This is a genomic window from Acinetobacter sp. R933-2, assembly GCF_030325485.1.
Taxonomy (GTDB): domain Bacteria; phylum Pseudomonadota; class Gammaproteobacteria; order Pseudomonadales; family Moraxellaceae; genus Acinetobacter; species Acinetobacter sichuanensis.
In genome coordinates this window covers 205,944-219,115 of sequence record NZ_JACAIJ010000007.1, presented here as the reverse complement: position 1 = coordinate 219,115, position 13,172 = coordinate 205,944, and the positions used below count along the sequence as shown (strand labels likewise).

Here is a 13,172-nt window from a genome sequence, read left to right as displayed (position 1 = left end):
TAATCTTGTAGATGGCGTATTAAATAATTCATTATCTCTAGACCTCGTTACTAATCTTGTAGATGGCGTATTAAATAGTTCATTATCTCTAGACCTTGTTACTAATCTTGTAGATGGTGTATTAAATAACTCATTATCTCTAGACCTTGTTACTAATCTTGTAGATGGTGTATTAAATAACTCATTATCTCTAGACCTCGTTACAGACTTAATTAGTGGTTTAAACAACGATTTATTATCACTTGATCTGGTAACAAATTTAGTAAATGGTGTATTAAATGGCTCATTACCACTTGATTTAGTTTCAGGTTTGGTTGGTGGTTTAACAAATGGCTTATTACCTCTTGATCTGGTAACGAATTTAGTTGACACTCTAAATACTGATATTCTAGCAACTGATGCAATTGATCAAATCGTATATGATCTTTTAGATCAAACGACTGGTTTAATTACAGATACTATTTCTAACAGTAATGATCTTATCCAAGATAATATTTCTGTAGATTCAACGCTTGATATGTTAAATAGTATGATCACGCCATCTATTGACTCTGCGCTTAATGCGGTGACAAATACACTTCAATCTATCTCTGCTGAGCGTATTATTGAGGAAATTCAGATCCAAAGTGAGCAAGAAATTAAAGAGAATGATATTGATAATCTACTCAGCAGTTTAACTGGAGTAGAAGGTACTGAGCAGGCTGCACCAACTGTTGCACCTGTGAAAGATCAACTTTATATTATTTCTCAACCAATTAATCCAGACAACTTACTAGATAACAACTTGCATCTAGTTTAATTTGAAATACGATATCATTTTATTTTTAATTATATCATTTTAAATAAATTTGGATTTATATTTAAAAAAACCGAGCTATATAATTAGCTCGGTTTTTTATTTCACATTTATTTGGATTTTTAATATTAAAATATCAATAAAATTTATTAATAATAAAAATTAAAGCATTTACATAAATAGATTTTTCTTATGGTTCTACGCTTAAACCTGCTTTATGTAGCTCTAAATCACCTTGCGCTGATCCTTGCATTGGTACAATATCATTCGTGCGGTCAGAAATTTCATCTAAACGCACAGATAAAATATGCGTAGTATCCTCACCTACGCCTAAATAAATACCTTGAGTAATGCTAATGTGTGCAACTTCAAAGCTTCCTGCACCAGCGCAAAGTATCATTTTTGTTGGTGCATCTTCAGCAACTAAAACTGCGATTGCAGGACTTACTGCACGGGGTTCAAGTGCTTTGAGAGAAGCTTCTGGTAATAAGCCTTCTAACATTCGAGTTGCAGCAGTAGGTGCAATACAATTCACACGAATATTATATTTTTCACCTTCTAAACCCAGAGTCTGCATTAGCCCAACCAATGCCATTTTTGCAGCGCCGTAATTTGACTGTCCAAAATTACCATATAAGCCAGAAGATGAAGTTGTCATGACAATACGACCATATTTCTGGTCACGCATAATATCCCAAACAGCTTTAGTACAATTTACCGCCCCCATTAAATGTACATCAATCACAGAGCGAAAGTCTTCAAGTGACATTTTTGCAAAAGTTTTATCGCGCAAAAATCCAGCATTATTGACTAAAATATCAATTCGTCCCCAGCGTGCCATAGTATCGTCAATCATCACTTGAACCTGTTCAACATCTGTGACAGATGCACTGCTTGCAATCGCCTCACCACCTGCTGCAATAATTTCATCTACTACTTTTTGTGCAGGAGAATTTGAACCGCCATGACCATGTACATCACTTCCTAAGTCATTAACAACAACTTTTGCACCTAACCGTGCCAATAATAATGCATGTTCACGCCCTAAACCTGCACCTGCTCCAGTGACAATTGCGACCCGATTTGTTAGATTGACTGTCATGATTCATCCCTTATTTATCAAAATTATTGTCTTTAAAATGCAGCGGCTTTAGTGGTCTAAAACCTTCATTTAAGCTGTCATATATTCATTTTCTATAGCATATTACACATTTACTTCCATCATGACACCTGTAATAATTGAATAAATTTCTCTTATCATTTTTATTATATGAGTTATGTTATTGATGTAATGTTCATGTATATATCTAAAGATAATTACAGATTAAATATAAATTAATCATCATCTTGTAACACAAATGACTCCCCATTACTTTTTATTACCACACCCTGATATACACATAGATTGATGGTATTTTGATTTTTTTATCTCATTTTTTACATAGATCACATCATGATTCAATGTTATTCTTATGCATGAAATTTCATTCAATTCATTTCTTTTATGACGATTACGCCACCTTAAGTTTTTTTACTTTTAAATCGTAAAGAACTCATCACAATCTAGTGATGTGGTGTATACACTCGTCTTTTTATATCACATCACTAGTCTATTAAAATTCCCCAAATTAGGCTGTCTTATGTTTTCTAATGTCCGAGAACAATGGTTCTCTAACATCCGTGCAGACTTGCTTGCAGGTCTTGTTGTTGGGCTTGCCCTTATTCCTGAAGCAATCGCATTTTCAATTATTGCAGGTGTAGACCCTAAAATTGGTTTATATGCTTCTTTCTGTATCGCTGTGGTTATTTCATTTGTAGGTGGTCGCCCTGCCATGATTTCGGCTGCAACAGGGGCAATGGCATTACTCATGATCACTTTAGTTAAAGAACATGGTTTAGACTATTTATTTGCTGCAACAATTTTAACAGGCATGATTCAAATTTTAGCTGGTTATTTAAAACTGGCTAAAGTCATGCGCTTTGTTTCTAAATCTGTGGTCATTGGCTTTGTGAATGCCTTAGCAATTTTAATTTTTATGGCACAAATGCCTGAACTTATTCATGTACATTGGCATGTTTATGCTTTGCTTGCACTGGGTTTAGTGATTATTTACTTATTTCCATATATTCCCAAGATTGGAAAATTATTTCCTTCTCCACTTATTTGTATTCTTGTGGTCACTGCTATTGCGCTGATGTTTGGAATTGATGTTCGTACTGTCGGAGATATGGGGGCACTACCCGATACATTACCTATATTTTTAGTCCCGAATATTCCATTTAATTTTGAAACACTGATGATTATCTTACCCTACTCAGTGGCACTGGCTGCTGTGGGTTTACTTGAGTCTATGATGACAGCAACAATTGTGGATGAAATGACGGATACTTCTAGTAATAAATTTCAAGAGTGTAAAGGACAAGGTATTGCCAATATTGCCTCTGGCTTTATGGGTGGAATGGCAGGTTGTGCAATGATCGGTCAATCTATGATTAATGTAAAATCAGGTGGACTCACACGTTTATCAACTTTCTCAGCAGGTATATTTCTTTTAATTTTAGTTGTTTTTATCAGTGATTGGCTGAAAGTTATTCCTATGGCAGCATTAGTGGCTGTGATGATTATGGTCTCAATCAGCACATTTGACTGGAACTCGATTAAAACATTTAGAACCAATCCAATGAGTAGTAATATCGTGATGATTACAACTGTCATGGTGGTCGTTCTAACTCATAATCTAGCATTGGGTGTATTCACAGGTGTGCTTTTATCCGCTTTGTTTTTTGCAAATAAATTAAAAAATCAAGTTCGCATTGAATCAACCTTGGAAGGCAACAACCGACTTTATACCCTATATGGTCAAATATTTTTTGGTTCTACTGAAAGCATTTTACACGCTTTTGATTTTAAAGATCATAGCCAAAATATTATTATTGATTTGACTCATGCACATATTTGGGATGTGAGCTCTGTTGCTATGTTAGATTCAGTCATCAATAAATTCCAGAAAAATGGAAAATCTATCGCAGTGAGAGGTTTAAATACGGCTAGTATTCAAATGATGAATCAATATAGTGTTTCTTCTATCAAAGTTTAAAAATAAACAGCAAAAATCCTTCAGATCAACTCAATTGTATTTATTTTTCTGTCATTCATCGTAAAAATAAGAACCCCTAAAAACACAGGGGTTCATTCTACTTGATATTAAAAACCTATTTTTTTAACATCATATAAAGGTAGACATATTAAGTTAACTTTCAAAAATTTTTGCTTGATTAATTAACTGTAAAAAAGTAGTACCATCTTGAATTTGATTCGCACTTAATAAAGCCAATTTAACTAAAAATAGCTCTCTCTTCTCCGCTGGGATTGCATCAATACTTTCAGCTAAATGATCATATACTTTTTCTAAATCCTGAATTGAAATTGTACTCATGCCACCGCTCCTTGTGTAAATAAAGTATATTGATTAAATGTTTCAGTGATTGCCTGTTTACGATACTCTAACCAACGACCATTAATATGATGATCAGGGCGAACCAAATAAATCGTATTGATATCAGAAAATAATCGTTCAGTTAAAATATCTGCTGTAATACTCAGACAATGATCTACACCTTTTACATAGACATCATCCAACATTAAGGCAATGATTTGTATTGGAATACCGTGTTCTTTTAAGCGATTTACCTCATTGACTAAATCTATGTTTAGTTGTCCATTTTGTGTGAAAGTTACAACAGAAAATTGTGCAGACAAATGATCATATAAGAATGAACCATCATCAAATTTTATATTTGGAATCAATGCACCATTTTCCATCAATTCATTCATTTTTGTATTATCATCAAATTGGCTATTCAATAGCGAATGACTATATGCATGTGGACGAGAAGTACGCCAATGATATAGAGGACGTACAAATTCATGTTCAAGTGATAACGATAAAACTGCATTACGAAGTAAGCGGAAGCCCTCTGTCGGTGGTGCCATGAAACGAGTTGACTTTCCTGCCTCGGCAATAATTTCACGTACAGCACTGATACGATCAAAAGAATAGCTTTCTAGTAGTTTTTCTGGTGCCCAGCCTTGAACAACTGCTGCTAATTTCCACGATAAATCTTGAGCATCTTGAAAGCCTGTATTGGCTCCACGTACACCAAAAATCGGTAATAAATGTGCGGCATCTCCAACAAACATAATACGATTATGAACATAATGGTCTAGGGTTAAAGCACGTGCAGAATATACTGTACTCCAGTCCATTTCCCATTCTAAATGATCCATTCCAATCATTTTTAACTGGTCATTGACCGCTTTATGTAAATTTTCTGCTTTCAAAGCTTCTTCTGGTGTAATCATTGGATCTAACTGATAATCGAAACGCCAAATATGATCTGGCTCACGATGCATAAGAATAGTATTTCCAGGATTCCAATCTGGAGAGAAAAAGGCTAAGCGTTCCGTTGGATAATCCAAATGGATACGAATATCTGCAATGACAAAACGCCCTTCATAACTCGCACCTTGCATTCGCAATTTCATACGCTCCCGAATCGGTGAACGTCCTCCATCTGCAGCAATAAGCCATTGTGTGCTATGTTGATATTCACCTTCTGGTGTATGGATCGTCAGCGTTACTATATTTTCATCTTGTTGATGATCAACGACTTTATTTCCCCAACGTAGTTCAATGTTGGGTTGTTCTTGGATGGTTTCTAATAAGTAATTTTCCAACCAATTCTGCTGTAAATTATTGAGTGGCGCAAATTGATCGTGCTCACTAACAGGCGATTCCATACGGAATGCAACTTGACCCTTATAGATCGAATTACCATGTGTCCACGGCAAAGCACGACTCATAATACGCTTTGCTGCCCCAGTATTCTGTAAAATTTCCATTGAGCGTTTGGTATAAACAAGTGCTCGACTACCTTCTGATAATTGTAATTCGGAAGACAGCAATATTACCTTGATTCCTTGCTTTGCAAGTAGTAATGCTGTTGTCATACCAATCGGTCCAGCACCTACCACAGTAACCGTTTTTTCTTCTGTTACAATATCTTGAGTAGAATGAAAGTGTGGATAAACTTGATAATCATAATAAAGAGACTGTCTTGGTGTAGTCGTTGGAAAATGCATATTAGACTCCTTGTCATATAAATAATAAATTAAGATTTTGCTTCTGATGCTATTGCGATTGTGTTCGCATTACCTGTCATAGATAAATAAGATGTTTTATAAATTGGTGTACGATATTTTTGACTACCATGCAGACCATAAGCATATAAACCAAATAAAAGCACAGTAAATATCGAACAAATGATCCAAACGAAAGTAAATGAATGTGTTGCTGTTGCAATCATGGAAATAGCTGGAACTCCAAGGGCTATACCTAAAGTTTGAAAGCGTAAACAAATCCCATAAACTTCCCCGTAATGATTGGGTCCATAGGTTTTAGAGGCAATCACAGCAGGAGTAACGGTACCAATACAATTACCGACTCCCCAAAACATTACCCCCATTAAACCAAGTCCCCACATTTGAGATGAAGTCGTGAACATGAAAGGGATACAGGTTAAAAGTACAGATACGGCAACAGCACTCGTCGTGACTAAACAACCAAATTTGTCATATAACCAACCTAAAATAATTTTGGCAAAAATCATAATGCCTAAACTAATCACCAAAAAACTGGCAGCTTGTTGCATACCAAAAGTATTTTGTAAATACACAGGAAGTTGAAGTACGATTCCACCACCAACAAAACCCACTAAAAATTGTGCAGCCAACATAGACCAGAAGAAGGGCTTTTTCTTCAATACCTTAGGGTCTATATCAACCAAAGTTAGTTTTGACTTAGATGAAACTTCAAGCTTTGAATGAGTCAAATCAGCACCTAATGCCTTTAAGCCCATGCTTTCTGGAGAGTCTTTAATCAATATACTAATCAGTAAAACACCACCTACAAACATCATGGCAGCGACAGTTTGATAAGCAAAAGTAAAACCAAAATACTGAATACAATAAGTAATATATTTACTTAACAACATCCCAAAGAATGCACTTCCAGAAAGTGCAATACTCATTGCTAGACCTTTTTTCTCAATAAACCAACGATTTACAAGAATATTCGGTGGAATAAAAGTTAAACCTGTAGAAAAAAAGCCAAATAAAGCTGCTACAACATATAAAGCAACCACATGTGTAACCATGGAAAATGCCGCATAACTGAGACAAAATCCTGTTAAAAAAATCAATAAAGCTTTTTTTGTATGTTGCTGTAAAATTTTTCCAACTTTTGGTGAAAATAACATCACAGTGATATTAATAATGGTTGAACACAAAGCAAATTGTGTTGCACTCAAACCCACTTCTTTGGTGAAAGCATTTAAATAAATATTAAATGTTGTAATCGTCAATGCTAATGCTGAACCAGAAACTGCCATTAAAGCAATTACAATCCACCAGCCATAAAAAATTTTTGTCGATTCCTTCATTGTGCTTTCCCTAGTTTCTAAACTTTAAACTCAAGGAGAAAGCACATCTCGCTCCTTTATCCTTGAGTAATATATTTTGTTAAAGCTTCTGCTGTTCCTTTTAAAGCCTTAATTTTTTCATGTTCAAAATCGATAGGTAATTGTGCTTCACTACCTAAAGCCGCGATACAAAATTCAATTTCATTGTGAATATTAAAAATTGGGACACAAATCGCATTTATACCTACCAACATATCGCCCGAAACAGTCGCAGCACCTAAACTGATAATGTTCTGTTTCATTTTTTGAAACTCAATCCAATTACGAGGATAAACTTCCTGTTTCTGTGACTGTTTTTCTTGCCATTCTTTTTCTAGCAATGGTTTAACAATGCCCTCCGCCATAAATGCAGCATAGGTACGACCAGTTGCAGAATTTAATAATGGCATCATTGAACCAACTCGTGTAATGACAGAAACGGGCTGATTTGGCTCAATCCATTGCACAATCAAGGGTCCTTGCGGTGTCCATTTACTAATCTGCAAACCACACTCAATTTTACGATGTAGCTCATAAATCATCGGTTGCGCAGCCTGAATAATGTCTGTTCTCTGAATACAACTCAGTCCCAAACGCCAAGCTTGATCGCCAAGTGCATATCGTCCGTCATCGAGTTGTTTGGCATAGCCCATACGAACCAAACTCACAACATAACGATGAACTTTTGCAGGATGCATTGACAATATTTCTGCAAGCTCTTTGAGCATCATAGGCATACGCTGTGCAATTAATGCATCAAGTACCACCAACCCAACTTCTAAGGATTGCACTCCACCTTGTGCTTTTTCTTCAGACATTTGTCTTTTACTCCCACTTTAATGATCAGCATTCTACTTGAAGCCTGCTGATTTCAAAGTGATAAAACACAAGAAATTATCATGATTAACGTTAAAGCAACTCCTATATTCAGCATCTCAATATTATAAAATTACGAATAACGTAATTTAATTATGTATTGCGTAATTTATGAAAATGAGTATGATAGGATTAATCGCAAAAATCAAGACTCCTGAAGCATTTGATCAAAAAAATACGAATCGAATTTAAAACCATGATTTAAAAAATTTTTATTTTTAAATCATGCAATTTCACTCAGTAGCTTGATAAATAAATGCGTTTTTAATACTCAAAAGTAAGCGTACATCAAGTGGATTACTTCATTTTTAGACAAGGACATGCAAATGACTAAGCAATTAAAATCATTTATTGACGTCGCAAAGGACTCAGATTTTCCCATTCAAAATTTGCCTTATGGCATATTTAGCCAAACGCAGGATGGTGAACGCCGTGTGGGCGTTGCATTAGGTGAATGGGTCGTTGATTTATCAGTATTAGAAGCACATGGTTTTTTAAAAATTAAAGCGGGTGAACAATTTTTTAATCAGCCTACACTGAATAAATTTATTGCTACAGGTAAATCGCATTGGTCTAATATTCGTACTGAATTACAAACTTTATTGTCTGCTGACCATGCAACGCTACGTGATCATCAGACATTACGTGATCAAGTATTTTTTAAACAAACCAATGTCTATATGCACTTACCTGTTCAAGTGACAGGTTATACCGATTTTTATTCCTCTAAAGAACATGCCACCAATGTAGGCTCTATGTTCCGTGATCCTAAAAATGCCTTATTGGCAAATTGGTCAGAACTACCTGTGGGCTATAATGGTCGTGCCAGTTCGGTTGTTGTTAGTGGAACTGATATTGTTCGTCCTTCAGGTCAAATTAAACTCCCTACAGAAGAACGTCCAATATTCTCTGCTTGTCGTAAGCTTGATTTTGAACTTGAAACAGGTTTTATTATTGGTCAATCCAACCCATTAGGCACACCTATTTCAATTGAAAATGCATGGGATCATATTTTCGGTATGGTTCTATTTAATGATTGGTCTGCACGTGACTTACAACAATGGGAATATGTACCTTTAGGTCCATTTAATGCCAAAACTTTTGCTTCATCTATTTCACCTTGGATTGTGACTTTAGAAGCGCTTGAACCCTTTAAAACGCATTCGCCAAAACAAGAACCACAACCGTTGAACTATTTACGTGAAGATCATAGTAGCAACAGTTACGATATTCATTTATCTGTTGAGTTAAAAGCACAACATGCTGAAGTTGCAGATGTCATTAGTCAAACCAATTTTAAATATATGTATTGGTCTATGGCACAGCAATTGACCCATCACACGATCGCTGGTTGTAATGTCCAAGTAGGAGACTTGATGGGTTCAGGCACTATTTCTGGTCCAACACCTCACTCCTATGGTTCATTATTAGAAATCACTTGGAATGCAACTCAACCTCTGACTTTGTCTAATGGCGAACAGCGCAGTTTTCTACAAGATGGCGATACATTGATCATGAAAGGATATTGTCAAAAAGAAAATTTACGTATCGGTTTTGGGGAAGTATCAGGAAAAGTATTACCTGCGCTTAGCTTTAACTTTGCATCATAAGAGAATATCAATATGAAACTGTATGGATATTTTCGAAGTTCAGCAGCTTATCGTGTACGTATTGCTTTAAATTTAAAAGGTTTAAATGCAGACTTACTTTCAATCCATTTAGTTAAAAATGGAGGAGAACAACACAGTGCAGCGTATCGTCAACTTAACTCAAGTCAATTGGTTCCGACTTGGGTTGAAAATGAAAATGAATGCAGTTTCATCTTGACCCAATCGCTCAGTATTTTGGAGTATTTAGAAGAAAAGTTTACAGATATTCCATTACTTCCCCAAGATTTACAACAACGCGCTTTGATTCGTGCTTTTAGTCAAAGCATTGCTTGTGATATTCATCCACTGAATAACTTACGCGTCTTGCAATTTTTAAAACATCAATATGAAATTTCAGATGAGCAAAAAATGCAGTGGTATAGACATTGGGTGGATATTGGTTTTTCGAGCTTAGAAAAGCAATTACAACACTCAAATGGACAATTTTGTTTTGGTGAATTGCCAACTTTTGCCGATTGTTGCCTCATTCCACAAGTATATAACGCATTACGTTTCAATATTGATTTATCAGCTTATCCAAAAATTCAATCGATTTATCAACATTGCAACACACTTATTGCATTTCAAAATGCTGCACCTGAACAACAGGCTGATGCAGTATAATTTTATAAGGATATTATTTATGACCATTCAAGTCGAAAAGATTCATCATGTTGCTTATCGCTGTAAAGATGCCAAAGAAACCGTAGAATGGTATAAAAAAAATCTAAATATGGACTTTATTTTGGCATTTGCTGAAGATTATGTACCGTCAACAAAAGCTTTTGATCCATATATGCATCTTTTTTTAGATGCAGGTCATGGCAATGTCTTGGCATTTTTTGAATTACCTACACAACCTGAAATGGGACGTGATGAAAATACGCCTAAATGGGTTCAACATATTGCGCTCAAAGTGAAAGACCGTGCAGCATTAATTGAAGCCAAAGCACATTTAGAAAATAATGGTATAGATGTATTGGGTATCACTAATCATGGTATTTTTCATTCTATTTACTTTTTTGATCCTAATGGGCATCGTTTAGAACTCGCTTATGATGATGAAAAAGCACCTGCTAAAATTGCCATGATTACAGAAGAAATGAAGCATGAAATGCTAGAGCAATGGTCAAAAACCAAACGTGCGCCTCACCATACTCATTTTTTACATGCCGATGAGTTAGCGCAAAAAACTGATGCTTAAACTTATGATGAACTGAAAAATAAAATACCAAAACCTAGTTAAAGTAAGACAAGCTCTTACTTTAACTTTGATTAAAAATTTTGATCACTTCACTTTTTTATGATGATGATCCTGATATTTTGAATCTACGATTACATAAACACAATAATTATTATTAAATCAATCTTAAAAAATGAATAAAAATTTTATTACAATAGATAGCCTTATATTTTGCTTTTTTGCAATATATAAAAATTAATATATTTAAAAAATCATATGAAAAAAGTGAGAAAAATAATGTCAAATTTGAACAAACCCGAAAGCCAATATAATCCTTTAGATTGGTTTATTAAATGTCTAAAAAATTATGCCAATTTTTCAGGTCGCGCACGTCGTAAAGAATATTGGTTCTTTGTTCTTATACAATTCATTCTCTTGATTATTGCAGGCATTTTAGATGCTGTAATTTTCAAAAAACCTTTTATCTTTTATACCATTACTGCACTTGGTTTATTTATTCCTGCTGTTGCAGTAGGGGTACGACGTATGCATGATATTGGACGTACAGGATGGTTATTATTACTGAGTTGTATTCCTTTGATTGGGCTTATTGTGCTCTACTGGCTTGCGAGTAATACATCACCTGAAACGAATAAATGGGGACAACCTGCTAAATAATTTGGTCATCTTATGATTTAAAAATAACTCAGTCTAATCTGTCAAACTATAGTAAAAATCGATATTTCCACAGTTTAGACTGAGTTTTTTAATCACGCTTTTTTGTTACATCTATATTGAGCTAAAACGATAATGCAAAGCATCAGATGGTAAAGTAAATGCCCTCCTCTTGTTTCACGTGGAGCCATTGACTCAACGAGAAGTTAACCGAATGAAATAATAATTCCATGAATACATATCATTTAATTTATTATCTCATTCATACAATTTATACAATAAATTGTTTTAACTATTTAATTTTTTTCACTGTTCTAAAACCAACATGACTAATCCCTAAGTCAGCTTCTTGTGAATGTCGTGCAGAAGCACGATAACGCATACAATAATTGGATGCACATAAAAATGATCCTCCTTTAATTGTATATTGATTAAATGTTGAAGCTTGATGTGACTTTAACTGTTGTACCCCCATATGATCATCATGTGTGCCTGAAAATGGACTATTGGTATATTCCCAAACATTTCCAATCATGTCATATAAGCCAAAACCATTGGCAGCAAAGCAACCCACTGGTGCAACATCCGTAAAACCATCTTTATTGTCATTTTGATAAGGAAACTCACCTTGCCATACATTGGCATTGATATGTTCCAGATCGGCACTCACATCTCGCGCTTTTGTAAAACCTTTGGCTGCATATTCCCACTGTTCTTCTGTAGGAAGATCATGTCCCAACCAATCTGTATAAGCAATCGCATCTTTCAGCGTAATCATTCGAACAGGTTCATTGGGTAAAATTTGACGACTTGCATTTTCTCCCCAAGGCTTTTTCCAAGATGCACCTTTAACCAAAGACCACCAAGCTAACTCTTTGACTTGTCCTTGTGGTGGTATAAATACAGCAGCTTCACCTTGTTTTTCAGCTTCAGTGATATAGCCTGTTGCTTTAACAAAGCTTTCAAACTGCGCGTTGGTGACTTCGGTTTCATCCATCCAGAAATCTGTAACAGTCCGCTCACTTTGGTACAATGCACGTTCTTCGGGATAACTTTCATTATTTCCAATTTGGAAAGTACCCCCTGTAATTTTTACCATACCTGCTTCAGGTTTTTTCATCCAGTTTTGAGGTAATCCAGAATACTGTTGGCATTGGGTTTTTCCACCTAACTTAACTTCTTTAGAGATTGAAGTCGTTTTTTCACTACAAGCTGTTATTAGTAAAAATACTACAGGTAATGTTAGGTATTTAAAAAAATTCATCGTCCTTGATCTCTTTTCCGTTCATATCAATCGTTTAATCGCTTTATTGCTTGAACACATATGTATTCAGCAATAAAGCCCTTAATCTAAACATATTTTTTCAGTTTAACGATATTTTTTTAAATTATTTATCTCATTTTTTCAAAATTCAGACCAACTCTTATTTTTTATAAAAAATTGATTTTTCTATCTTTATTTTAAACATAATAA

General features: G+C 34.9%; 11 protein-coding genes and 1 pseudogene. 6 read left to right on the top strand and 6 right to left on the bottom strand.

The window, feature by feature from the left end:
* A partial coding sequence (locus HX005_RS10505; protein WP_286377319.1) for a hypothetical protein occupies window positions 1-799 on the top strand: 799 nt, incomplete at its 5' end.
* Between the two features lie 187 nt (window positions 800-986).
* Here HX005_RS10505 and HX005_RS10500 read toward each other — a convergent pair.
* The gene (locus HX005_RS10500) at window positions 987-1,898 is read right to left on the bottom strand and encodes an SDR family NAD(P)-dependent oxidoreductase (RefSeq protein WP_286377318.1); all 912 of its coding nucleotides are present in this window, start codon (window positions 1,896-1,898) and stop codon (window positions 987-989) included.
* 538 nt (window positions 1,899-2,436) lie between these two features.
* Between HX005_RS10500 and HX005_RS10495 the strand changes: the two genes are divergently transcribed.
* Window positions 2,437-3,894: a SulP family inorganic anion transporter gene (locus tag HX005_RS10495; protein WP_286377317.1), complete on the top strand. Its 1,458-nt coding sequence runs from the start codon at window positions 2,437-2,439 to the stop codon at window positions 3,892-3,894.
* Window positions 3,895-4,047: 153 nt separating this feature from the next.
* Here the strand turns inward: HX005_RS10495 and HX005_RS10490 are convergent, their stop codons facing one another.
* The 4 genes and pseudogenes from HX005_RS10490 to HX005_RS10475 all read right to left on the bottom strand — a co-directional run bounded on the left by HX005_RS10490 (window position 4,048) and on the right by HX005_RS10475 (window position 8,133).
* Window positions 4,048-4,233: a hypothetical protein gene (locus HX005_RS10490; RefSeq protein ID WP_286377316.1), complete on the bottom strand. Its 186-nt coding sequence runs from the start codon at window positions 4,231-4,233 to the stop codon at window positions 4,048-4,050.
* On the bottom strand, window positions 4,230-5,939 hold the full coding sequence (locus tag HX005_RS10485; RefSeq protein ID WP_286377315.1) for an FAD-dependent monooxygenase: 1,710 nt from the start codon (window positions 5,937-5,939) through the stop codon (window positions 4,230-4,232). The genes HX005_RS10490 and HX005_RS10485 overlap by 4 nt, the downstream gene beginning before the upstream one ends.
* 251 nt (window positions 5,940-6,190) lie before the next feature.
* Window positions 6,191-7,246: pseudogene (locus tag HX005_RS10480) on the bottom strand (MFS transporter); the annotation flags it as partial.
* Between the two features lie 107 nt (window positions 7,247-7,353).
* A complete protein-coding gene (locus tag HX005_RS10475; protein WP_286377313.1) occupies window positions 7,354-8,133 on the bottom strand; it encodes an IclR family transcriptional regulator in 780 nt (259 codons plus the stop codon).
* Window positions 8,134-8,517: 384 nt separating this feature from the next.
* On the opposite strand from HX005_RS10475, the gene fahA reads away from it, so the two are divergent.
* The 4 genes from fahA to HX005_RS10455 all read left to right on the top strand — a co-directional run bounded on the left by fahA (window position 8,518) and on the right by HX005_RS10455 (window position 11,701).
* Window positions 8,518-9,801 (top strand): fumarylacetoacetase, encoded by a 1,284-nt coding sequence (fahA, locus tag HX005_RS10470; RefSeq protein ID WP_286377312.1) that lies wholly within the window; start codon window positions 8,518-8,520, stop codon window positions 9,799-9,801.
* 12 nt (window positions 9,802-9,813) lie between these two features.
* Entirely contained in the window at window positions 9,814-10,464 is a 651-nt protein-coding gene (gene maiA / locus HX005_RS10465; RefSeq protein WP_286377311.1) for a maleylacetoacetate isomerase, read from the top strand.
* Between the two features lie 19 nt (window positions 10,465-10,483).
* On the top strand, window positions 10,484-11,044 hold the full coding sequence (locus HX005_RS10460) for a VOC family protein (protein ID WP_107008572.1): 561 nt from the start codon (window positions 10,484-10,486) through the stop codon (window positions 11,042-11,044).
* A 276-nt stretch (window positions 11,045-11,320) separates the two neighbouring features.
* A complete protein-coding gene (locus tag HX005_RS10455; RefSeq protein ID WP_286377310.1) occupies window positions 11,321-11,701 on the top strand; it encodes a DUF805 domain-containing protein in 381 nt (126 codons plus the stop codon).
* A gap of 289 nt (window positions 11,702-11,990) precedes the next feature.
* Here the strand turns inward: HX005_RS10455 and HX005_RS10450 are convergent, their stop codons facing one another.
* Complete coding sequence (locus HX005_RS10450) at window positions 11,991-12,962, bottom strand: formylglycine-generating enzyme family protein (protein WP_286377309.1); 972 nt, start codon at window positions 12,960-12,962, stop codon at window positions 11,991-11,993.
* Window positions 12,963-13,172: the final 210 nt, after the last annotated feature.